The sequence below is a fragment of the Mycetocola sp. genome (assembly GCF_025464835.1).
In the GTDB taxonomy this organism is placed as follows: Bacteria; Actinomycetota; Actinomycetes; order Actinomycetales; family Microbacteriaceae; genus Mycetocola_A.
On the sequence record NZ_JAODMP010000045.1, the window covers coordinates 1 to 21,793 of the forward strand.

The window sequence follows — 21,793 nt, forward strand, 5'->3', positions numbered from 1 at the left end:
CGGCCTCAATCGAAGGTCGCGTCGAGGGCGGCGCGCAGGTCCGCGATCAGGTCACCGGCGTCTTCCAGGCCCACCGAAAAGCGAAGGTGACCCCAGACGCGGAAGTCCTCCGGGTAGTACGCGACGCGGGGACCGGCATCCGCCCCACCGGCGACGTGGACGATCAGGGATTCGTCATGCCCAAGCGAAACGGCTGAAGTGACGACGCGAAGGTTCGCGATGAACCGGTCCTGTGTCGCCGCATCGCCGCGCACGGCGAACGCCATCATCCCGCCGAACCCGCTGCCTTGGAACTGTCGTGCGGCGACGTCGTGCTGCGGATGCTCCGCAAGGCCCGGGTAGGCGACGAATGCGATCCGGGGGTCAGTCGCGAGAAATTCGGCGATCTTTTGGGCCGAGGCCTGGTGTTGGGCGAGCCGCAATGGGAGCGTCACCGAGCCGCGCATGATCAGCCAGGCGTTGAACGGTGAGATCACCCCGCCGACGTCGACCATCGCATCCGACTTGATCCGCCTGATCAAGTCGGAACCGCCGATCACCGTTCCGCCCATGGCGTCACCGTGCCCGTTGATGTACTTGGTGAGCGAATGCACGACGAGGTCTGCCCCGTGCTCCAGCGGGCGGAACAGCGGAGGCGGGGTGAAGGTCGAGTCGACGCTGAGCAGCGCGCCCGCCTGATGGGCGATCGCAGCGACCGCGGCGATGTCGGTGACCTTGGTGGTCGGGTTGCCGATCACTTCCACATGCACGAGGGCGGTCTCCGGCCGGATCGCAGCACGGACAGCCGCAGGGTCCGCGGCATCGACGAAGGTCGCCGTGATGCCGTACTTCTCGGGAAACAGTTCGGCGAACAGCCGGTAGATGGCTTCATAGGTGACGTCACCGACGACGACGTGGTCGCCGGACTTCAGCAGGGTGAAGAAGACCGCGTGCAGGGCGGCGACGCCACTGGCCAGGACAACCGCATCCTCACCGTGCTCGAGTGCAGCGAGCTTCGCCTGAAGTCCCAGCTGATTCGTGCCGGAGTTCCGCGTGTACAACGGGACATCGGTCCCCGACCAGCTGATGGTGGACGCGTCCTCCGGCAGTCCATACGAGTTGGCCATGACGATCGGTGTGCGGATGGCTCCGGAACCGGGGTCAGTCACGTTGCCTGCGTGCACAGCCTGGCTGGGAAACGAGAGAGTCTCCGGGGAGTGCTTGTCGGGGCGGGGAAGCGAAGTCATGCCTTCAGGCTATGCCCGCCAGGGAACCGTCCGAAAAGGGTGTCGGCGATCGGTGAGCTCACGCGCTCCGCTCTGCCCACCACGCCAGTAGGCGACGCTCTGCTTCTTCCTCGCCGAGGGGACCCTCGTCGAGGCGGAGCTCGAGCAGCCACTTGTAGGCCACACCCACCTCGCGGCCGGGTCGGATTCCCAGCACCCTTTGGATGGCGTTGCCGTCCAGGTCTGGCCGGACCGCCTCCATCTCCTCCTGCTCGCGCAGTTCAGCGATCCGCGCCTCGAGGTCGTCGTAGGCGAAACCGAGACGGTCGGCCTTGCGGCGATTCCTGGTGGTCACATCCGCCCGGGTGAGGATGTGCAACCGCTCGAGCAGGTGTCCGGCGTCACGGACGTACCGGCGGACCGCTGAATCGGTCCAGGCGCCCTCGGTATAGCCGAAGAACCGCAGGTGCAGTTCGATGAGCCGGGAGACGTCCTTGATCGTGTCGTTGTCGTACCGCAGTGCGGTGAGCCGCTTCTTCGCGAGCTTCGACCCGACCATGTCATGGTGGTAGAAACTCACCGCCCCGCCGGGTTCGAGTCGACGCGTCGCCGGTTTGCCGATGTCGTGCAGCAGCGCGGCCATGCGCAGGGTCAGGTCGGGTGCCGCACCGGGGTGGCGCGACTTCTCGTAACCGATCGCCTGCTCGAGCACCGTCAGTGAGTGCTGGTAGACGTCCTTGTGATGGTGGTGTTCGTCGATCTCCAGCCGCAGCGCAGGAACCTCCGGCAGCACGATCTGTGCGAGTCCCGATTCGACGAGCAATTCGATGCCCGCGCGCGGCTCGTCGGTGAGGAGCAGCTTGGACAGTTCGACCTGCATCCGCTCCACTGACACGATCCGGATACTGTCGGCCATCGCCGACATGGCGGCCCGGGTTTCGGCGTCGACGACGAACCCGAGCTGGCTGGCGAACCGTGCGGCGCGCATCATGCGCAGCGGGTCGTCGCCGAAACTCACCTCGGGGGTGCTCGGTGTACGCAGTGTCCGTGCGAGAAGGTCCTCGACTCCACCGCACGGGTCGACGAGTTTCACCTCGGGCACCCGCAAGGCCATCGCGTTGACCGTGAAGTCACGGCGCTTGAGGTCGCCATCGAGGCTGTTCCCGAAAGCGACGACCGGTTTGCGGGTCACGCCGTCGTAGGCATCCGCCCGGTAGGTGGTGATCTCCACCATTTCGGAGGCGTCCCCGGTCACGACGCGAGCGCCGATCGTGCCGAAATCCCGGCCGATGTCCCACCGGGCGTCGGAGATCGGGGTGATGATGCGGAGGATCTCATCGGGCGACGCGTTCGTCGTGAAGTCCAGGTCGCTGACGACGCGGCCCAGCATGGCGTCGCGCACCGGCCCGCCAACCAGCGAGAGTTCAAAGCCGGCGGAGGCGAAAGCGGATGCCACCTTCGCGACGGCCGGGGATGCGGCGAGTTCCGACAGGCGCACCAACGATTCCGCCATACTCACCATGCGCTCAATCGTAGCGATCCTCGGGATCACCATCGAACCGTGCTGGGTACGGAACATGGGATCACCCGGCACGTCGGCGTCAACAACCGGCGTGCCGGGAAGATCCACCTGTTAGGGAACAGGGATTTTCACAGTCCACCCGACCCGCTGTTCAAGCTGCCCCGCAGGAACAGTTCGTCGAATTTCGCTGACTCCAGTGTCCGCGATCCGCGCCGGGAAGCCCCTAGGGACTTCCCCTAGTTTCCTCGAGAACGCCGCGGATCCCCCGCCGGGACGACAGCCCGAGCTTCGCCAGCACATTGCCCATGTGGTATTCGACACCCTTCACCGACACGAACAGCTTGCCGGCCACCTCCCGGTTCGTCAGCCCGAGCGCTGCCAGGTGCGCCACCTCGCGTTCCCGGCTGCTGAGCACGGCGAGAGGGTCGGCGGCCGGGACGTTCGCCGACCCGAGCGCCTCCGTGAGCAGCTGTTGCCACCAGTCCCGTTCGATCTGCGCGTGCACCGGCTCACGTTCGATGGCCTGCCTGGCGAGGAGCACAGCTGTTGCCGAGTCTCCGGACGCTCTCGCGGTGAGGGCGCGCGCGAAGTCGGCGAGGCGACGGTAGCCAGGAGTCCGCAGCGCCGCCGGCATGGCTTCGGCTTCGGCGAGCCACCTCTCGGCAGACTCCGCGTCGCCCCGAGCGGCTGGCACCAATGCTGCAACCGCGTATGCGGATGCGCGCACCCACGGGTTCTCGACATCGCCCGAGATCGAAGCTGCCGCTGTCGCCGCGGCTGCCGCGGCATCCCACTCCCCGTTCCGGAAACGGGCCAGGGCGAGGTCGATCCGACCGTTCGGTGATAGTTCGGGCCGGCCCAGGTCAGCGAGCGCCAGCCCTTCCTCGAGGTCGGCGATCGCCTCAGGCAACCGGTGCTGCTGGCGTAGAAGAGAGCCGCGAGTGAGCAACAGGACGGCGTGTGCAGGCTGCAGGCCTCCTCGCTCACGCGCGTCGGTGATCAGCGTCGTCAGACGGTCGTGACCCACGTCTGCGGCCCCCGACTGCCACGCGGCGAGCGCGTTCGAGGAGACGGCGTGCGCTTCGAGCTCGTCGAGGTCGAATCCACCGGTCGTATCATCTTCTTCACTTCTGCGCAGTTCCGGGAGGGCGTCGATGACCGTTCGGGAATGCCGGACGCTCGGTTCGAAGTCGTCCATCAGACGCGTCATCTCGGCAAGGGTCTGATTGGCGACGGCCTGCATCGTGCGCGCCCTGAGGCTGGTCACCCGTTTCGACGCCGCCGCACGGTGCAGGTGCCGGATGCCGAGAGCGACGTCGCCGGATGCCAACGCAGCGTTCCCGAGCAGCAGCTCGCGTTCGGGCCCCGTGCTGAGGTTCTCGAACTCACCAACCGCGGTCGCGAGCAGGTCGAAACGGCCGGAGGCGACGGCATGGACACCGGCATCGATGGTTCGGCGTTCCTTGTCGGGAAGGGCAGTGCTCAGCAGGGCAGACCACCGCGCATATCGGAAGGCGCGGTCAACCTGATGTTCCTCAGCCGCCTGCCTGGCCGCCGTTTCGAGTTCCTCGGCGAGGGCGTCGTCGGGTTCCGCTGCGGCATGAGCACGGTGGTCGAGCCCGCGCGCACCACCGATCACCTGCCCCGCCTCGGCGTGGAGTTCCCTTCGAGCCTGGAGGGTTATGCCCCGAACGATGACAGCCCGCACCCGTTCATGCGGCATGACGACGGCGGAGTCGTCGGCGGTCAGAGTCACGAGTCCGGTCGCGCTGGCTTCGTCGATGTCGGCGCCGGTCACGTCGAAGCCGCCGTATCGCTCCGCGATCGCAGCGATGTCCGGAATAGCGGCGGTGTCCTGCAGCACGGCGACGATCTCGATGACGGCGCGAGCCGCCGGCCGGAGTCTCTCGATGGTGCCCTGCGTGACAGCGCGGAAACCCGGGACTGCAGGCGGGGTGCCCTGCAGCATCCGCTCCAACGATCCGAGCGGGTCGCTGCTGGAGACGGCCAGGTTGAGAAGCGTTTGGAGGTGAAGGGGGTTGCCGTCCGTCGCCGCAACGAGACCGGAAGCAAGCCGGCGAGGAGGAGAGATCCCCGTCCGTTGCTTCAGAAGCATGCTGACGTGGTCGACAGTGAGCCCGCCGACGGAGAGACGGACGCCACGCTCCTCATCGGCAACCAGCAGTCGCATCCGTTCAAGGAACGGGGTTTCCTCGGGGTGTGCGGCGATGAGGACGAGCAGACGGTCTCGAAACGAGCGTCGGCCGGCGAACCACAGGGCGTCGGCCGAGCGCTGGTCCAGCCACTGGGCGTCATCGATGGTGATGCAGGTGGCCCCCTCTCCAGCGTCGATCAGGTTGAGCAGGGCCGCCCCGGCAATCATCGCGGGCACTTCCGGGGCGATTCCGCCGGAGAGGATAGGTTCGAGGTCGCCCTCTTCCTCCACCTGTCGGAGCAGTTGGTTGAGGACACCGTACGGCAATTCCGCCTCGTTCTCATCTGCGACGGCGGAATGGGTGGGCCACAGCGCGACAGAGGCAGCGGCCGCGCGAAGCAGGGCGGACTTACCGAAGCCCGACTCCCCTTCGATCAGCACGAACCGCGCGCTTCCTGCCCGCACCCCGGCCACCGCCCTGGCCACAGCGCCAAGCTGCCGATCCCGCCCGACAAGGGTCGGGCGGCCGGCAGGCACATCGGGGAGCAGATGGGTGGCTGACATGGGACAACCCAGCGTATTGACCGGGAGCAGCTGGCGCTCATCCCTTTCGCGGGGTTGACGGCGCAGCGACGGGCTGGATACGGGTTACAGAGCGGGCCCCGGCGCGGACACCGGGTACCAGCGTCCGCCGTCGCGGACGGTTACCGCCCAGGCTGCCGGCTCGGCGACGCTCGCCAGCCGGTGCACGACCTCGGAACCCACTCGCCACCCTGTGCCCACGTCGTCAGCGGTGTAACGGACGACTACGCGAGCCGCGCCGCGCACGACGGCGACGTCGGATGCCTCCACCACGGCCCTCGCGGCGGCAGCCGCAGCCGCGAATGGCAGCACCGACTCCGGGTCGACGCCAGGGCGGAGCGCACCGATCGTCACGGTCACACGGAAGGAAGGCATCCACCAAGCGTACGGTGGCTGCTGCCGACGCGGGCTGCGCCTACAGTTGAACGGTGCCGTCACTTCCACCAAATACCGTCCGCGCAGACACACCCCTCTCCCCGACTGTTCTGCAGACACTCCGGAATCCGAAGGCGTTCAGCGTCGAGGTGCTCGCTGGCGTCGTCACCACCCTCGCCCTGATTCCCGAGGTCATCTCGTTCTCGGTGATCGCCGGCGTCGACCCCAAGGTGAGCCTGGTCGCATCCGTCGTCCTGGCGATCTCGATGTCCGTCCTCGGCGGCCGGCCGGCGATGATCACGGCCGCGGCGGGCGCCGTTGCACTCGTCGTCGCACCGCTCGTCAAGGAGCAGGGCGTCGAATACCTGCTGCCGGCTGTGATCCTCGCCGGCATCATCCAGATCGTGTTCGGTGTGACGGGCCTGGCACGCCTCATGCGGTTCATTCCCCGCTCGGTGATGATCGGCTTCGTGAACGCGCTCGGCATCCTCATCTTCACCGCGCAGGTTCCTCACCTGCTTGGGGTGCCCTGGCTGGTCTACCCGTTGTTCGCTCTGACGGCCCTGATCGTCCTGGTCCTCCCCCGCATCACCAAGGCAGTGCCGGCCCCGCTTGTCGCCATCGTTGTGGTCACAGCCATCACGATGATCGCGCACCTCTCCATCCCCACTGTCGGCGACGAAGGAGACATCGCGGGCGGGCTCCCCGGCATCACACCACTTCTTGTGCCGCTCAACCTCGAAACCCTGCGCATCATCCTGCCGACCGCGTTGAGCGTCGCCTTCGTCGGCCTCATGGAGACCCTTCTCACTGCGAAACTCGTCGATGACATCACCGACACACGGTCCGCGAAGGGCCGTGAATCCTGGGCGCTCGGCATCGCCAACATCCTCGCCGGTTCCTACGGCGGTATCGCCGGTTGCGCCATGATCGGTCAAACCGTCGTCAACGTGAAGCTCGGCCGCGCCCGCACCCGCATCTCCACTTTCGTTGCCGGGATCTTCCTCCTGCTGCTTGTCACGGTGCTGAGCGACGTGATGGAGCAGATCCCGATGGTCGCGCTCGCCGCTGTGATGATGATCGTCGCGATCACCACCGTCAACTGGCACAGCGTCGCACCGGCCACCCTGAAACGGATGCCTCTACCCGAGACAGCCGTCATGGTCACCACGGTGGGAGTCGTGGTGCTCACCCACAACCTTGCGATCGGTGTCGCCGTCGGCGTTCTCCTCGCTATGGTGCTCTTCGCTCGGCGGATCGCCCACGTCGCCCGGGTGGACCGCAACCTCTCCGCCGACGGCACATCGGTTCGGTACACGGTTCGCGGGCCCCTGTTCTTCGGCTCGAGCAATGACCTCGTCGAACAGTTCTCGTACGGCGTCGACCCGGCCGAGGTCACCGTGGATTTCACGGCGGCGCAGATCTGGGACGCCTCAACGGTCGCCGTGCTGGACTCGGTGGAGTCGAAGTATGCCGCTCACGGCGCAACCGTCACCTTCGTCGGGCTGGACGAGCGATCGACGGTGCTTCACGGCCGGCTCACGGGCAAGCTGGGGTAGACCTCAGCCGCTCACCGTAAACGTCGCGATGATGCCGAAGGTGAGGCGAAGTGGCCTGGACGAAGCCAGCCAGAGCTTGGCGAGGTTCTCCATGCTGATCGACTGGCTGCGCAGCTGCACGTTCGTCGACCGGTCGCCGAACGGGACGGCGAGCACGGGGTTCTGCTGCACGACGGCGCGCGCTGTGCCGAACGCGCGGTGGCTGACCGCATCGGCGTCGGACGCGTCGCCGGGGTATGCGCTGAGCAGGTAGAACAGCTCGGCGATGTTGTGGGTCGTTCCTGGGGGTTCGTGGCCGTCCCGGTAGCCGGTGAGATCGTCATGGTAGAGGAACAGGTTGACGGATGCTCCGAAGACGCCGTCGCGGGCGGCATCCAGGGTGCGTGCCGTCACCTGCAGCTTCGCGGGAGCTGCCGACAGCAGCTGTTGCAGGGTGAGCGTGGTCGACGCGATGGTCTGCCCGTAGGAGGAGAGGGTCGGCATTCGAACTCCGATGTCCGGGGCGGGAAACCGCCTGTGATCGCGACGCTACTCCGAAGAGGCGTCGGCGGGAAGGCGTTGCCGCATCAGGGAGAGGGTTGTCGAGAGTGAACGCGACCAGCGTCGACGGAGCCCCGACCATCTTTGGTTCAGGCGCGGAAGAGCCGCTCGGGTCGTGAAACCGCGCCCACCCGTGTCTTCCCAGCGAGATGACGAGGTGCACAGCTTCGCCGACGGAAATGTCGACGTGCTTGCCGTGGCGCGTTGCTCCCCGCACCCGCTCGCCGAGTCAGCCGGGTCCTGAGATCCTCGACGAGTGCCTGCACTTCTGGGGACTCGGGCATGACGTCATGCGTTGCACGCCAGCTGGCGCCCCGGGAAGCACCGTTTGCTTACTCGGACGAGAAATCGAGCCTCGAGTCGTCGACCGCGACGACTGACCAGACGCCCCCGTCGGAGTCGGTGAACTCGTAGGCCGGGAGCACGAGGACACTTCCATCGGGTTGCCACTGGCTTGCCAGACCGAGGCGGGAGCTGACGATTCGGACCTCATGCACTGGCCAGGGCAGAGACGCCCCGACCTGCGGCGTCGCGGGCGGCTCGGTCGGAGGCACCCACTCATCAGGTGCATCCGCGGACTCGCGCCCTGCGGCCGGAAGTAAGGTCATCGAACCGCCGAACCGGGGATTCGAGAGCCGTTCGAAGCCCTCCTGCTCACTGACGACGGGGTAACCGCCCAACCCGATGACATCGGCAACGGCACCGTTCGCGCTGACGACGCCGGCTTCGGCTACCTCCGCCGACCACGCCTGGTCGATACGATGCCCGTCGATGACCGGCCTCGCCTCTGCTGTCCGTGTTGGCGAGCCCTCCCACCTGTGTGAGGTGAACTCGAAAAGCGCAGGGTTCCTGCCTGAAGCCGAAAGAAGCGAGCGCAGGGTGCCGATTGCGGCTTCTTCGCTGGGCGCCTCGCCCACCGGCTGGCAGGCTTCCGCGCCATCCGAACACAGCCACGGGTTGATCAAGGGGTTCTGGTAGTAGAAGGAGAGCATCCCATCCAGACTGACCGTCAGGTTCGGAGCGCTGCCGTCCTGAGGGCCGGCCGACCAGCCTGCCTCCCGCAGTTCGGCTGGTGAGGTGACACCGAGCGCCGCCGCGAGAGGGGCAAGCTTCTCCGGGATGGATCCGGCATTCGGATCGAAGGCGTAGGCCGCGGCCGTGCCGACGGTGCTGCTCAGACCGGACGCGCTGAAGGAGTTCCGGCCGACCCCAGAGGGATAGATCGAGTCGGTGATCGTCTGGTCGGCGGCGCCCGCTCCGATCCCCGGCTCTCGAGCACCATCCGTCCTGTTCTCTGAGCTCTCTCCGGTCTGTAGCGAGGCCGGCGGTGAGCCAGCGCCGGCGATATTCTTCATTCCCTCGGTCGCTCCCAGACCGTACCCTGCGGCCCCGACGAGAAGGACCGATGCAGCGACCGCGGCGATCGCCTGCCAGCGCGGGCGACGGGTTCCCTGGGCTGCGATGTCGGCGGCGGAGGCCGATTCGCCCGTCGCTTCGGCGTCGGGCCCGGTCGTCCGGGCGACGAGTTCGTCGGCGAAGCCGGCACGGGGTTCGACGTTGCCCGCCGGGTCTGCGGCGCGCAGCCGGGCCACCGGGTCCGGTTCGTCATCGTGGTTCATCTCGTCAGCCTCCGTGGAATGCGCCTCACCTGTAGTTGTGTGCAGAGCGCCGCGAATCTTGCAGAACTCAGAACGTCATCCGCTCGCCCCAGGCTTTGCGCAGCCGCGCGCGCGCTCGGGAGAGCGCGGCGTCCGCCCCGGATCGGGAGATCCCGAAAACCTCGGCGAGTTCTGCTCCGTCGAGGCCCTCCCACGCATGCAGGAGCAGGATCTGCCGGTCCCGCTCGCTGACGCTGCTGAGCGCACCACGCAGCTCGGCGTCGAAGAGCGCGCTCAGCTCGGGATCGGCGCCGATCCGGATGGCGCCCGATTCCGGGACGTCATCGACGGGGAGGTCAAGGTGCTTTCGCCGAGAATTCGCAAGCGTGAATCCCGCCGTCCGGTAGAGCCACGGCAGTACGGCCTCCCGTGGTACGTCGTCGCGCCTGCGCCATGCGATGACGAACACCTCGGCGGTGAGGTCTTCCGCGTCCTGGCGGGGCCCGCGTCGCGCGAAGTAACGCACGAGCGCGGTCGAGTGTTCGCGGACGACCGCCGTGAACCAGCCGACGTCGGTGTTCACCATGTGAGGCTCGGCGCTGTCGGGCATCACCACTCCCTCGCTCACGTCGGCGGCTGCTGTGGTGCTGGCGATCCTCACATCATGAATGTGTCGCGTCTGGCGCGAGTCTTGCATCAGTGTCGCGAATGCATTCCCACCGACATCACGGGAACCTCGACCCGAACGCTACTCCGAACCGCTGCCCGCCGGAAGGCATCGCCTTTCTTTTTCGACGTGCGTATCGTCGGCTGAATGGCAATGAAAGGAACTCGCATGGAACAGCAACACCCAACCGAGAATGGCAACGAGACCACTCCGGCGCTCCCGGACTGGGGTCCGCGTGATGGCAGCTACGAGGAGGCGAAGAACCAGGGCGCAGCCGACCAGTCCTCCCTCGAAGACCCGCCCGACGACGGCACCACCGCTGGCGAGACTCCGTCGGGCTCGGATGCGTCTGTGGACGGTGCCGACGACGCCGGTGGCAGGAAGGCCTCCGGCCAGACGGGCAACTACAGCGACGCGGGTACCGACGCCGTCGACGAGACGGTGCCGGTACAGGACTGAACGTGGGGAACATCCGCCGCCGGGTGCTCGTCCGAGGGCGGGTCCAGGGTGTCGGCTTCCGATACTGGGCGCGGAGCAAGGCCGGGCACCTGGGCGTACATGGCTGGGTGCGGAACCGCTCAGACGGCTCCGTCGAAGCCGAAGTAGAAGGAGAACCGGTCGCCGTGTCCGAGATGATCGATGCCCTCGGACGCGGCCCTGCCGGAGCGGTCGTCTCCGACGTCGAGGTCTCCGATCGTCCGCCGGAAGGCGAGGCGGGTTTCGAGATCCGCTCCGGCGATCACGGCGGGATGTCCGGATGGTTGCGGCGCGGCACGGAGTAGCCCCGCTGACAGGACCTGGCGAGCGGCGTAGCATGCCAGAAAAACACCCCTAGTCGAGAGGAATCACCCATGAACATGGCGATGCAAATGATGGAGTCTCACCAGAAGGACATGCCCGTCCAGGGCATGGATATGGCGATGATGCAGGACTGTATTGAGGCCTGCTCGGCGTGCGAGCAGGCGTGCACGATGTGCTCGAGCACCATGACGGGTGAGGACATGTCGATGTGCATGAACATGTGCATGAACACGGCTGATATCTGCGGCACGATGATGCGCATGATGATGCGGCCCGCTGGCATGCACAGGGAAAGCATGATGGCAATGCTTCAAGCCACAATGACCATGTGCATGGCCTGCGCAGACGAGTGCATGAACCACAAGGACATGCACGCCGATTGCGCCATGTGTGCTGAGGCCTGCCGTCAATGCGCCATGGCGTGCCAGAAGATGATGGACGCGATGAACGGGGCGATGCCGATGGCGTGAGCCACCGATGCGGTCAGATGGCCGCGGAAACCAGGACGCTGAGTCGCACGGAACCGAACGCCAGCGTCGAATACAGCGAATGCAGTGCGACCGGCTGGCCGATGGCCAGATCGGCAGGGACGAGGTGTGTCCACACCCATGCGGTGTCCCCGCAGTCGATGAAAGTCACACCGATCCAGCCCCCGGACACCGACGAGACCACGCCGTCGCGCCATTTGCTCGCCGTGGCAGCGGCGATGCGCTCCTGAAGCGGACGGAGGACATGGCCAGGCGCGGTTCTGTCGCAGGTGCCGCCTGAGGCTGTTGAGCACCGCATGACCTGTTCTGCTCCCGCTTTGAGACTCGACATCCTGACCTCCTGCCCGTATCTCCGCCGGACGGTTTCCGGCGACAGAATCAACGGTAGGCAGGCTGCAGGAGGCTGTCACCTGCAACCGTCACACGACGCAACATTCGAGCGAAGCTCAGTTCGCGTTTCCCCGATCTTCTTCGGGGAAGACGCGCTTATAGGAGCGGCCGTCGGGCAGCTCGATCGTTTCCGACCGCAAGGTGCCGCGCGCGACACGGAGATAGATTGCCTGGGCGCTCACGCCGAGGAACGTTGCGGCTTCGGCGACGGAAAGCCCGGGAAGGTCGGTCGGAACGCTGCTCGGCCGCGCCGACCGCTTACGGCCGGCCTCGTGACGCTCCGCGATCTCAGCGTCGGTGCCCTGCCAGCGCCACTTCGCCGCGGCCGGCTTGAGTCCGGCGGCTTCGGCGATCCTGTCCCAGCCGGCGCCGCCGTCCAGGGCCTCACGCACCGCCTGCAGGATGACCGGGTCCTGCTCGAGCGCGACGAGGAGGGTGCGGATGTCACGCAACCGCTCGAGCGCATCCGTCGCGTCCTCACGATCACCGGCGAGGACGCGCTCGAGCGCGGCGCGGGAGGAGGCTGACAGGTACGGCACTGGCCCATGCTACTGCCGAGTTGGAACGCATGGTCGAGCTTCGCAACCCCCTGTGATCCCGACGGTAAGTGCGAAAAGATGAGTATCGACGCTGGACGGAGATCGGAAGAAGGGCAGACAACGCCCTGCACCCTGTTCCGCGCCGGCCGCGGGTTTCGCGGTGCCCGCCCGGAAGCGGGAACGGGCGCTGCGGCGCATGCTCGCCGTCTGATGACGGCAGATCACGAACAACCGAAAGGAAAACAATGACCGATTCGAATGAACGTGCTGACGAGAACATCACCGCCGCTGCGACGGATGCCCACAGGGCTGTCGACAATGCCCCAGACGCCCCAGACGCGTTGAAGGACGCGGCACACGACTCAGTGGATCTCGGCGCAGAGGCCTCCGCCCCACTGGCGGAGACGGCATCCGATACGAGCGACACCGCTTCGGGCGTTGGGACCACCGTCGGATCCGCTGTCGGTTCCTCAGCAGCCGACGCGTCGGCGAGGCTCGAGTACGCCACGAAAGATGCGTCGAACTCGGTCAGCGACCTCTCCGGCCGGACCTCCGAGATCGCCGGCAAGGCTTCGGCGGCCTCCCGGGACGCCGTCGAGGCGGCGAGGGAAGCCGCAAGTTCTGCGGTGTCGGAGTTGCAGCACAAGTACGAGGAACGACCGGGAACCGTCATCGCAGTGGCGGCTGTGGCCGTGGTCGCGATCATCGGGCTGATCATCAGGGCCGCGCGACGCTGACGCCCATCGGGGCGTCCGCCCGGCACCGACAGCATCCCGGGGGTACGCCCCCGGGATGTTCGCGTTGCAGGTCAGTGCTTCTCGCCCGGTAGCAGGATCCACAGGATGATGTAGACCACGAGCTGAGGGCCGGGCAGGATGATGCTGAGCACGGTGAGGACACGGACGAGCGTGGGCGACCAAGCCGAAACGGTTTGCCACGGCCAGACAGACGCCGGCGAAGACGCGGCCGCGTCTGGGTCGGTGAAGTTTCATGACTTCAGCGTGGCACCGGCGCGGGGCCTCCACGATCGGGGATCCACCTGATTCTTGCCCGGGTTCAGACGAGTTCGAGGGTGGTATCGACGCGACTGGAGCCGGCATCCGTCACCGTGATGCGCAGTTTCGCTGGGATCTGCTCCTTCATCGCTTCAACATGGCTGATCAGCCCGATGGTACGGCCGCCTGAGCGCAGGCCGTCGAGCGTCGACATGGCGATATCGAGCGTCTCGCGGTCGAGCGAGCCGAAGCCCTCGTCGATGAACAGCGTGTCGAGGCTGATTCCGCCGGCCTGGTTGGTCACAACTTCGGCGAGGCCGAGCGCGAGGGCGAGGGAAGCCAGGAACGTCTCGCCGCCCGAAAGGGAATGTGTTGCACGGGCGCGACCGGTGTGCTCATCGAGGATGGCGAGGCCGAGCCCTGACCTGACATTGCGGTACTGCACGGAGTCGTCGTGCTGCAACGTGTAGCGGCCGCTCGTCATGGTGCGCAGGCGAGCGTTTGCCGCGGTAACGATCTCCTCGAGTTGGCCTGCGAGCACGTATGTCTCCAGCCGCATCCGTTTGGTGTTCGGTTCGCCGCCCTGGACGGCGCTGGCAAGCGCCCGCACCTGGTCGAACTCCTCTCGGAGCCGGGCCGATGCCTCTTGTTCGTTGTGCACCCGAGCGACGATCGCCTCGAGCTGGGTGACTCTGTCTGCGAGCAGGCCGGATGCCTGGAGCGCGTCATCGCGAGCGGCACGGGTCTGCGCGACGAGGGCTGCGGACGGTTCGAGGTCGACGAGGCCGGCGGGAAGGGAGGCGAGTTCCGGCTCGCTCAAAGCGGCCCTGGCTGTGCTGACGGATTGGTCGTGTTCACGGATCCGGGTGTCGAGTGAGGCGATCTCGGCTGAACTTTTGCGGGCCATCTCGACGTGGTCCTCATCGGGGAAGTCATTCTCGCGCAACTGCGTGGCCAGGATCTCGCGGGCGGCGGCGAGTGCCCTGACGCGAACCTCCCGATCGTCGACGGCTGCCGCGAGGTCCTTCGCCGCGTCCAGGGCGGTCTGCAGCGTGCTCGCTCGAGCTTTCACCGAGTCGAACCCGGCACGGGCGGATTCGACCCGGCCGGTGACGGCTGAGAGAGCGGTGCGCGCGGTGGTGGATTCGTCGGCGGCCGCTGCAAGGTCCGCGCGCAGCTGGACGACGTGTGCGGTGGCGGCTTCCAGCGAGGCGCGGAGCCGGGTCTGGGTTTTCTCCCCTTCGGCGACGACGGAGGCCGCGGCTTCGGCCTCCATCAGTCGGGCGGTTGCTTCGAGAATCTCTGTTTCCAGTTCGTCAAGCGATTTATTGCCGGCCGCAGCGTGCGCCTCGGCAAGCTGCGCGACGAGGGCGTGTGCCGCCGCGGTGGCTGCATCGAGCTCAGCACGTCTGACGGCGACGGCTTCTCTGGCGCGGTCGATGTCGGCCTCGGCCACTGGTTCGTCGCCGGTTGTCGCGACGCTGGGGTGCTCGACCGACCCGCAGACGGCGCACGGGGAGCCTTGGACCAGTTCACTGGCGAGTTCGGCCGCATAACCGCTGAGGCGTCTCGCGAAAAGCTCGTCCTGAACCCGGGTTGCCTCGGTGAGCCGTGCGCTCGCGTCCTTCTCGGCAAACCTGGCCTCGATCAGGCGCCTGTCGAGAGTGACGGCGCGCTTGGCGGCAACCCTGGCAGCATCGAGCCGAGCGACACGCTCCCGTGCCGGGGACGCAGCCGCAGCCGCGACCCGCGCGGAGGCGAGCGACTCGGCGATGCGGTCAAGGTCAGCCGGGAGCGATGTGACGAGCGCATTGGCGTCTTCGATGGCGGCGAGGCGCGATTCGAGGTTTTTCTCACACCGACGGACGGAGGCCGAGAGCTCGGGCAGGGACTTTTCGTCGTCGAGCACGGAGTCGAGTGCCCCGAGCCGGCGGGAAAGGTCATCGATGACGCGGCTGACAGCAAGGCCGTCGCGTTCCGCGACCGCTGCATCGTTGTCGACGACCCCGTCTGCGGCGGCGGTGTATGCGACGAGTCGTTGCGCTTCGACGACGTCAGCTTTGTCGAGCGCCTTCGCTGCCCCGCGCGCAGCGGCGACATGGGCCCAGACGGAGGCCGCCCGCTGCGCCTGTTCCAGCCGGACCCGGTCGGCGTCGATCGACGCGGTTTGGGCTTCGAAGACGGCGAGGGTCTCGCGAGCGCTGTCGCGCCGCAACTGCAACCGGCGGGTGTTCTCGAGCCCGCGATGTTCCGCGTCGGCCGCGGTGAACTCGGCATCTGCAACGGTGGCGGCCTGGGCAGCGGCGGCTTGCACCTCACGGAGCTCCGCGAGGATGGCGTCGAACCAGCCGGGCTCAGGGTCGGCTGGGGTGTCGTGCTGCACGAGGCCAGCGGCGAGCTCGGCCGACATGCGCAGGCCGCCGGCGGTGGACGCGAGAGCGGCCGCGAGCTCTTTGCGCCTGTCGTTCAAGGCAAGTTCGACCTGTTCGAACCGTTTCGTGCCGAACAGGGTGCGGAGCACGGCCTGGCGTTCATCGTTCTTGGCGAGGAGGAACTCCTGGAAACGGTTCTGCGCAAGCAGGATCACCTGGAGGAACTGGTCTTTCGTCAACCCGAGGATGACCTCGAGCTTGCGGGCAACGTCGACGGGGCGTGCGGCGATGCCCTCCCAACCGCCGTCCTTCTCGACGAAGAGTTCGGCCGTTGCTTTCTCTGTCGTCGTGCCCGTTCCCGACTTCTTCGGCCGGTCGTACTCCGGTGCACGCCGCACCCGGTACGAGACGCCCTGGATGCGGAAGTCGAGTTCGACCCAGGTCGGATCGCCGAGTTCGCAATAGTCGCTCCGGAGCTTCGGCTGTGTTCCGTCGTACCGGGGCGCGCTGCCGTAGAGAGCGAAACAGATCGCGTCGAGCAGGCTGGATTTGCCGGCTCCGGTCTTGCCTGCGATGAGGAAGATGCCGTCGTCGTCGAAGCGTTCGAAGTCAATCCGCTGTTCGTCCTTGTACGGGCCGAAGCCTGCGACGTTCAGCCGTTGGATCTTCATGCGTCGACCTCAGCCAGAACCTGTTCGACCGGTGGCCGGTTGAACACGGCGGGCTCATCATGATCTGCGCGCTCGACCTCGGCCAGCACATCGGCGACGATCGCTTTCTCGGCGTCGCTCGGGCCGACCCCGTTGCGCACGTGGGCGAGGAAACCGGAGACGATGTCGATGTCGCTTTGCCCTCTCACCCGCTCGGCGTAACTGTCGGCCGACGTTTCGGCGGTGAGGGCCGGACGGTGTTCGAGTGTGACGCAGTGCGGGAATCGAGCCTGTAGCCGGCGCATGCCGTCGAGAGGACGCACGGTGTCGGTGAGCACGACTGACAGCCAGTGGTTCTCGAACCCGGCGAGCGCGGCATCCGTCAGGATCTCGTCGAGGGAACCGGTGACCACCTTCAACGACCGGGGAACAGGGAGGTCGACCCAGTCGACCGACGCCAACCCGGTCGCATCGAGGTCGACGAGCCAGGCGCCGCGCGGTTTCGCCGCTTCAGAGAACGAGTAGTGCAGCGGGGCGCCGGAGTACCGCACCCGATCGCTGAGCGTCGACCGGCCGTGGATGTGGCCGAGGGCGACGTAGTCCGGCCCGTCGAAAACGGACATCGGAACGTAGTCGATGCCGCCGGCAGTGATGTCGCGTTCGACGTCGCCGGCACCGAGCTCAGACGCGTCGGCCCCTGTCGCGGCGACGTTCACGGCGAAGCAATGCGAGAGCACGACGGAGCGGCCCCCGCGCACGGAAAGGTCGGCGCGGATCCGGTCCATCACGAACCCGAGCACCTGCTCGTGGGTGCGCAGGGTGACGTCGGGGTAGTGGTGCCGCAGCAAAGACGGTTCCAGATAGGGGATGCCATAGAAATAAACGGGGCCGTGCTCATCGGGCAGGGTGACCGGCGCGTCGTGCTGCTCCTGCCTGGTCACGATGTGGACGCCCGCGAGACCGGAGAACCGTGACATGAAGCCGAGCCGGGTGGCCGAGTCGTGGTTGCCGCTCGTCAGCACGACGGACGCCCCGGCCTCCCGAAGCTCAAGCACCGCGCTTTCGAGGACGGTGTATGCCTCAGCGGCCGGGGTGGCCGAATCGAAGATGTCGCCAGCAACCACAACCACGTCGACCGAACGCTCCCGCACTTCGACCGCCAGCGCAGCGAGCACGGAGCGCAGGTTCACCAGGGTCGAATGACCGTGGAACGTGCGACCGATGTGCCAGTCGGAGGTGTGCAGGATTCTCATGTCTTCACGGTAACCGCGGCCGCCGACATTGCCGGCGCGCGACGCCGGGAAGTACGCACCTCGCGGATCAGGGCCTCGAAATCAAGCCCCGGTCGCCAGCCGGCTGGGTCGGTTAGCCTTGGCCCATGACCGCAACGGAACTATGGCTGGTGAGACACGGGGAGTCGACGGCGAACGTCCAGGCGACCGAGACGCAGCGGGCGCGGCTCGAGGTCATCCCCGTCGAACACCGGGATGCGGATGTGCCGCTCTCGGACACCGGGGTCAGGCAGGCGGAGGCGCTCGGATCCTGGCTCGCCGCGAACGCCGGCGAGCCGGTGCCGACGGCGATCTGGAGTTCGCCGTACCAGCGCGCCCGAGAGACGCTGTCCGTCGCTCTCGGCGTCAGCGGGCTGGAGCGCTCGTTTCTCGTCGACGAGCGGCTCCGCGACCGGGAACTCGGCATCCTGGACACGCTGACGTCGCACGGCGTCGACGAGCGTTACCCGGAGGAGGCGGCTCGGCGGCGCTGGTTGGGCAAGTTCTATTACCGGCCGCCCGGCGGTGAGGCGTGGACGGATGTGGCGCTCCGCGTGCGGTCGTTTCTCCGGGATGTCGACGCTGATGACGCATCCGGCCCGGTCCTCGTTGCCGCGCACGATGCCGTGGTGCTCGTCTTTCTCTATCTCTGCCTTGGCTGGTCTGAGCAGGAACTCCTCGCCTTCGCAGCCGGCAACACGGTGCTCAACGCCTCCGTCACCCGGCTCACCCGCCAGCCAGGCGAACGGCTCTGGACGCTCGAAGTCTTCTCCGACGACGCCCACCTCGAAGCGGTCGGCGCACCGATCACCGAACACGCCGGAGATACCGATGTCCAACCCATCTGAGCACGAGAACGTCACCCCCAATTCGTTGCGGGAGTGGCCGCTGCCTGAGGCGGGCGACTCGAAGTACGGCCGGGGCCAGGTGATCGTCGTCGGCGGCGCACCCCGATCGCCAGGTGCAGCGATGCTCTCGGGACTCGCGGCGCTGCGCGTGGGTGCCGGGCGGCTGACCATTGCCGTTGCAACGTCCGTCGCGACCGCAGTGGCCGTCGGGGTTCCCGAGTGCGGCGTCGTCCCGCTCCGCGAAACCACAGACGGGCATGTGGACGGCACAGGCGTCGATGCCGCCGAGCGCGATCTCTCGGGTGCGGACGCCGTGCTCGTCGGGCCCGGCCTCGACGACCCGGGAGAACAGGAGCGGATGCTGTCAGCGCTGATTCCGCTGATCGGTTCGGATTCCACCGTGATCCTCGACGCATTCGCGCTCGGCGTGCTGCCGAAGGTTCCGGAGTTCGTCAAGGCGTTCGGGGGCCGGCTCGTGCTGACCCCGAACAAGGAGGAAGCCGCCCGGCTGCTCGAGCGTGATGTGGAGGATCTGGTCGAGGACATCGCCGAGATCTCCCGCCGCTACCGCGCGGTCGTCACCTGCTATGACGTGATCGCTCACCCCGACGGGCGGATCTGGCGCACCGGAACGGGTGGAGGCGGCCTCGCCACCTCCGGAAGCGGTGACGTTCTCGCCGGCGCGATCACCGGGTTATGCGCACGGGGGGCGAGCCCGGAGCAGGCCGCGGTCTGGGCGACGCACGCGCACGCGGCGGCCGGCGACCGGCTGGCCGTGCACGTCGGACCGCTCGGCTTTCTCGCCAGCGAGCTTCTTGACGAGTTGCCACGCGTGCTGGTCGAAATCGGCGCGTGATCGAGCCCGCTCCGGTTCGAGGCAGCTCTTCTTCGGAGGCGGCACGCGGCCGTGCCTGCGGCATCCGGTGCCGTATGCTCATTCCTCTCGAACTTTTCGAGCCCGGTGCGCAATAGCGTGACCGGTGCCTGCGTCTCACTCTTCGCGCTGGCTTCCGGCGCTGCGCTTCCTACACGCGGATCCGTATCACCCGCGAACCGCCCCTGAGCTCTCCGCCCGGTCCCGACCATTGGAATCCCCGTGAACGACTCCGCCACCGACTTCTCGGAACGCTCTTCTGCGCTCCAGCCGGCCGTCCCAGACCACAGCGCGCGGAACTTCCGTGTGATCTGGCTGATGCTCGCAGCCACCTTCGTCGTCATCCTCAACGAGACGATCATGAGCGTCGCGCTCCGTGAACTGATGCTCGACCTGGGCATCACCGCGCGGTCCGCCCAGTGGCTGACCACCGCGTTCCTGCTCACGATGGCGATCGTCATCCCTATCACGGGGTTCCTGCTGCAGCGGTTCAACACCCGCCCGATCTTCATCACGGCGATGAGCCTGTTTTCGACAGGCACGCTGCTCGCGGCCCTCGCACCGAACTTCGAGGTGCTGCTCGGCGCCCGGGTTGTGCAGGCTTCAGGCACAGCGATCATGATTCCGCTTCTGATGACAACGATCATGACCCTGGTGCCTGCCGCCCTGCGTGGCAGGACGATGGGCAACGTGTCCATCGTCATTTCGGTGGCCCCCGCCCTCGGCCCGACGGTGTCCGGAATCATCCTCAACGCGCTGAGCTGGCGCTGGATGTTCTGGATCGTTCTGCCGATCGCTCTCGTCATGCTTGTTCTCGGCGTTCGCAGAGTCGAAAACGTGTCCGAGCCGAAACAGGTGCCGCTCGACGTCGCGTCTGTGATCCTTTCCGCTCTCGGGTTCGGTGGGCTGATCTACGGCCTCAGCCGCATCGGTGAGAGCGGACCCGCGGAGGCGTCTGCGGCCGAGCAGGCCACAGCAGCGCTGCCGATGTGGATCGCCCTCGGCGTCGGCATACTCGCGCTCGGCTCGTTCGTCGCGCGACAGATCCGGCTCCAGCGCCGGGACCGCGCGCTTCTCGACCTGCGAACCTTCCGCTCGGCGAACTTCAGCGTCTCGATCGGTGTCATGGTGGTGAGCATGGCAGCGCTGTTCGGAACCATCATCCTGCTCCCGATCTACATGCAGCAGGTGCTTGGTCTCGAGCCGGTGCAGACCGGTCTGCTGCTCCTGCCTGGCGGGCTGGTGATGGGTTTGCTGGCTCCGATGGTCGGCCGCCTCTACGACCGGTTCGGTCCGAAACCGCTTCTCATCCCCGGCTCGGTCGTCGTCAGTGCGGCGCTGTGGGCCCTGGCCATGGTGGGCGAGTCGACGTCACCGTTCTCCCTCCTCGGTGCACACCTGGTTCTCAGCCTTGGCCTCGCGTTCCTCTTCACTCCGCTGTTCACGTCTGCCCTCGGCGCGGTTCAACCGGCCTTGTACGCTCACGCCTCCGCCACGGTCGGCACGGTGCAACAGGTGGCTGGCGCAGCGGGCACCGCGCTGTTCGTGACGATCATGTCGACGACGAGCGCAGCTCTGTCCAGCGACGGCACCGCTGGGATCGCCGCGGCTGCGGGCGGGATCCGGTCGGCGTTCCTGGTCGGGGCGATCATCTCCCTGCTCGCGATCGTCGGGGCGATCTTCGTGAGCAAACCCGCGGACGTTCCGGCTGGGGTGCCCACGGGGCATTGAGTTCTTGTGCGAAACGGATGCCGCCCTGCTGCGATGCTGGTCGGCATCCGTTTCTCATCCGGGCGGTCGGGCCCGGTAGGTCGCCTGGGTGAAGCCGGCAGGAAGCTCTCGCGTGCCGGTCAGTTCGAGTTTCACGTCTGAGTCGAGCGGGCCGAACAGCGGGATACCGAATCCGATCAGCACAGGGGCGATACTCACCGTGAGGTTGTCGAGCATCCCCGCCCGGAGGAACTGCTGCACGACCGTTCCGCCGTCGACGTACACATGCCGGCGGCCCTCTGCGGCGAGGGTTTCCAGGGCGCTGTTGAGGCTGCGGTGCACCGTGGCATCCGACCATTCGACCGTTTCCAGGGAGCTGCTCAGAACGAGCACGCGTTTGCCGGCGTACGGGTACTCATCGAACGCCGCCACGATGTCGTACGTGTTGCGGCCGATCAGCATGGAGTCCACCGCGACGAAGAAGTCGTCGTAGCCGGTGTCCTCGAGGTCGGCTCCCGCTTCGAGAAGCCAGTCGAGCCCGCCGTCGGGTCTGGCGATGAACCCGTCAAGGCTCATCGCTAGGAAAGCGGATGTTGTCAGGTTCCGTGTCGGTGACGTGCCGGTCATGCGCGCACGCTCCCATCGGCATCCG

21 protein-coding genes are annotated in these 21,793 nt (G+C 67.0%); 8 read left to right on the top strand and 13 right to left on the bottom strand.

Annotated elements, in window-relative coordinates:
* Positions 1–5 precede the first annotated feature (5 nt).
* From JWP90_RS05255 to JWP90_RS05270, 4 genes are all read right to left on the bottom strand, one after another.
* The gene (locus JWP90_RS05255; RefSeq protein WP_297360655.1) at positions 6–1,226 is read right to left on the bottom strand and encodes an aminotransferase class V-fold PLP-dependent enzyme; all 1,221 of its coding nucleotides are present in this window, start codon (positions 1,224–1,226) and stop codon (positions 6–8) included.
* Positions 1,227–1,284: 58 nt separating this feature from the next.
* Positions 1,285–2,727: a CCA tRNA nucleotidyltransferase gene (locus JWP90_RS05260; protein WP_297360658.1), complete on the bottom strand. Its 1,443-nt coding sequence runs from the start codon at positions 2,725–2,727 to the stop codon at positions 1,285–1,287.
* A 223-nt stretch (positions 2,728–2,950) separates the two neighbouring features.
* Positions 2,951–5,446 carry an AAA family ATPase gene (locus JWP90_RS05265; protein WP_297360660.1) on the bottom strand — a complete coding sequence of 832 codons (2,496 nt, stop codon included), beginning with the start codon at positions 5,444–5,446 and terminating at the stop codon, positions 2,951–2,953.
* An 84-nt stretch (positions 5,447–5,530) separates the two neighbouring features.
* Positions 5,531–5,839, bottom strand: a complete 309-nt coding sequence (locus JWP90_RS05270) for a hypothetical protein (protein ID WP_297360663.1) — start codon at positions 5,837–5,839, stop codon at positions 5,531–5,533.
* 53 nt (positions 5,840–5,892) lie between these two features.
* Here JWP90_RS05270 and JWP90_RS05275 point away from each other — a divergent pair, with 53 nt between their 5' ends.
* Positions 5,893–7,398, top strand: coding sequence for a SulP family inorganic anion transporter (locus JWP90_RS05275; RefSeq protein ID WP_297360666.1), 1,506 nt, complete (start codon positions 5,893–5,895; stop codon positions 7,396–7,398).
* Positions 7,399–7,401: 3 nt separating this feature from the next.
* On the opposite strand, the gene JWP90_RS05280 is transcribed toward JWP90_RS05275, so the two are convergent.
* From JWP90_RS05280 to JWP90_RS05290, 3 genes are all read right to left on the bottom strand, one after another.
* Entirely contained in the window at positions 7,402–7,881 is a 480-nt protein-coding gene (locus tag JWP90_RS05280; protein WP_297360669.1) for a Pvc16 family protein, read from the bottom strand.
* Positions 7,882–8,270: 389 nt separating this feature from the next.
* Positions 8,271–9,557, bottom strand: a complete 1,287-nt coding sequence (locus tag JWP90_RS05285; protein WP_297360674.1) for a hypothetical protein — start codon at positions 9,555–9,557, stop codon at positions 8,271–8,273.
* 67 nt (positions 9,558–9,624) lie between these two features.
* A complete protein-coding gene (locus tag JWP90_RS05290) occupies positions 9,625–10,197 on the bottom strand; it encodes a sigma-70 family RNA polymerase sigma factor (protein WP_297360676.1) in 573 nt (190 codons plus the stop codon).
* Between the two features lie 174 nt (positions 10,198–10,371).
* Between JWP90_RS05290 and JWP90_RS05295 the strand changes: the two genes are divergently transcribed.
* From JWP90_RS05295 to JWP90_RS05305, 3 genes are all read left to right on the top strand, one after another.
* A complete protein-coding gene (locus JWP90_RS05295) occupies positions 10,372–10,662 on the top strand; it encodes a hypothetical protein (protein WP_297360678.1) in 291 nt (96 codons plus the stop codon).
* A gap of 2 nt (positions 10,663–10,664) precedes the next feature.
* Positions 10,665–10,985, top strand: coding sequence for an acylphosphatase (locus JWP90_RS05300; protein WP_367182673.1), 321 nt, complete (start codon positions 10,665–10,667; stop codon positions 10,983–10,985).
* A gap of 69 nt (positions 10,986–11,054) precedes the next feature.
* Complete coding sequence (locus tag JWP90_RS05305) at positions 11,055–11,474, top strand: hypothetical protein (RefSeq protein WP_297360680.1); 420 nt, start codon at positions 11,055–11,057, stop codon at positions 11,472–11,474.
* A 13-nt stretch (positions 11,475–11,487) separates the two neighbouring features.
* On the opposite strand, the gene JWP90_RS05310 is transcribed toward JWP90_RS05305, so the two are convergent.
* Together JWP90_RS05310 and JWP90_RS05315 are read right to left on the bottom strand one after the other, a co-directional pair.
* Complete coding sequence (locus JWP90_RS05310) at positions 11,488–11,823, bottom strand: hypothetical protein (protein WP_297360682.1); 336 nt, start codon at positions 11,821–11,823, stop codon at positions 11,488–11,490.
* Between the two features lie 115 nt (positions 11,824–11,938).
* On the bottom strand, positions 11,939–12,421 hold the full coding sequence (locus tag JWP90_RS05315; RefSeq protein ID WP_297360684.1) for a hypothetical protein: 483 nt from the start codon (positions 12,419–12,421) through the stop codon (positions 11,939–11,941).
* Between the two features lie 245 nt (positions 12,422–12,666).
* Here JWP90_RS05315 and JWP90_RS05320 point away from each other — a divergent pair, with 245 nt between their 5' ends.
* Complete coding sequence (locus JWP90_RS05320; RefSeq protein ID WP_297360687.1) at positions 12,667–13,158, top strand: hypothetical protein; 492 nt, start codon at positions 12,667–12,669, stop codon at positions 13,156–13,158.
* A gap of 71 nt (positions 13,159–13,229) precedes the next feature.
* Here JWP90_RS05320 and JWP90_RS13160 read toward each other — a convergent pair whose 3' ends face one another.
* From JWP90_RS13160 to JWP90_RS05335, 3 genes are all read right to left on the bottom strand, one after another.
* A complete protein-coding gene (locus tag JWP90_RS13160; RefSeq protein WP_367182674.1) occupies positions 13,230–13,310 on the bottom strand; it encodes a hypothetical protein in 81 nt (26 codons plus the stop codon).
* A 167-nt stretch (positions 13,311–13,477) separates the two neighbouring features.
* Positions 13,478–16,459: an SMC family ATPase gene (locus JWP90_RS05330; RefSeq protein ID WP_297360690.1), complete on the bottom strand. Its 2,982-nt coding sequence runs from the start codon at positions 16,457–16,459 to the stop codon at positions 13,478–13,480.
* Positions 16,456–17,691, bottom strand: coding sequence for an exonuclease SbcCD subunit D (locus JWP90_RS05335; RefSeq protein ID WP_297360693.1), 1,236 nt, complete (start codon positions 17,689–17,691; stop codon positions 16,456–16,458). The genes JWP90_RS05330 and JWP90_RS05335 overlap by 4 nt, the downstream gene beginning before the upstream one ends.
* Before the next feature lie 125 nt (positions 17,692–17,816).
* Here JWP90_RS05335 and JWP90_RS05340 point away from each other — a divergent pair, with 125 nt between their 5' ends.
* The 3 genes from JWP90_RS05340 (at position 17,817) to JWP90_RS05350 (ending at position 21,162) form a co-directional block, all read left to right on the top strand.
* Entirely contained in the window at positions 17,817–18,557 is a 741-nt protein-coding gene (locus JWP90_RS05340) for a histidine phosphatase family protein (protein ID WP_297360696.1), read from the top strand.
* Entirely contained in the window at positions 18,541–19,413 is an 873-nt protein-coding gene (locus tag JWP90_RS05345) for an NAD(P)H-hydrate dehydratase (protein ID WP_297360699.1), read from the top strand. Before JWP90_RS05340 ends, JWP90_RS05345 begins: the two co-directional genes overlap by 17 nt.
* A 240-nt stretch (positions 19,414–19,653) precedes the next feature.
* Positions 19,654–21,162: a DHA2 family efflux MFS transporter permease subunit gene (locus JWP90_RS05350; RefSeq protein ID WP_297360702.1), complete on the top strand. Its 1,509-nt coding sequence runs from the start codon at positions 19,654–19,656 to the stop codon at positions 21,160–21,162.
* Between the two features lie 54 nt (positions 21,163–21,216).
* On the opposite strand, the gene JWP90_RS05355 is transcribed toward JWP90_RS05350, so the two are convergent.
* Positions 21,217–21,768, bottom strand: coding sequence for a dihydrofolate reductase family protein (locus JWP90_RS05355; protein ID WP_297360705.1), 552 nt, complete (start codon positions 21,766–21,768; stop codon positions 21,217–21,219).
* Positions 21,769–21,793: the final 25 nt, after the last annotated feature.

Coding starts and splice junctions, on each gene's coding strand:
- JWP90_RS05260 (WP_297360658.1), bottom strand. CDS start 2,727: ATGGTGAGTATGGCGGAATCGTTGGTGCGCCTGTCGGAACTCGCCGCA.
- JWP90_RS05340 (WP_297360696.1), top strand. CDS start 17,817: ATGACCGCAACGGAACTATGGCTGGTGAGACACGGGGAGTCGACGGCG.
- JWP90_RS05310 (WP_297360682.1), bottom strand. CDS start 11,823: ATGTCGAGTCTCAAAGCGGGAGCAGAACAGGTCATGCGGTGCTCAACA.
- JWP90_RS05280 (WP_297360669.1), bottom strand. CDS start 7,881: ATGCCGACCCTCTCCTCCTACGGGCAGACCATCGCGTCGACCACGCTC.
- JWP90_RS05285 (WP_297360674.1), bottom strand. CDS start 9,557: ATGAACCACGATGACGAACCGGACCCGGTGGCCCGGCTGCGCGCCGCA.
- JWP90_RS05330 (WP_297360690.1), bottom strand. CDS start 16,459: ATGAAGATCCAACGGCTGAACGTCGCAGGCTTCGGCCCGTACAAGGAC.
- JWP90_RS05270 (WP_297360663.1), bottom strand. CDS start 5,839: ATGCCTTCCTTCCGTGTGACCGTGACGATCGGTGCGCTCCGCCCTGGC.
- JWP90_RS05255 (WP_297360655.1), bottom strand. CDS start 1,226: ATGACTTCGCTTCCCCGCCCCGACAAGCACTCCCCGGAGACTCTCTCG.
- JWP90_RS05295 (WP_297360678.1), top strand. CDS start 10,372: ATGGAACAGCAACACCCAACCGAGAATGGCAACGAGACCACTCCGGCG.
- JWP90_RS05320 (WP_297360687.1), top strand. CDS start 12,667: ATGACCGATTCGAATGAACGTGCTGACGAGAACATCACCGCCGCTGCG.
- JWP90_RS05265 (WP_297360660.1), bottom strand. CDS start 5,446: ATGTCAGCCACCCATCTGCTCCCCGATGTGCCTGCCGGCCGCCCGACC.
- JWP90_RS05345 (WP_297360699.1), top strand. CDS start 18,541: ATGTCCAACCCATCTGAGCACGAGAACGTCACCCCCAATTCGTTGCGG.
- JWP90_RS05355 (WP_297360705.1), bottom strand. CDS start 21,768: ATGACCGGCACGTCACCGACACGGAACCTGACAACATCCGCTTTCCTA.
- JWP90_RS05335 (WP_297360693.1), bottom strand. CDS start 17,691: ATGAGAATCCTGCACACCTCCGACTGGCACATCGGTCGCACGTTCCAC.
- JWP90_RS05305 (WP_297360680.1), top strand. CDS start 11,055: ATGAACATGGCGATGCAAATGATGGAGTCTCACCAGAAGGACATGCCC.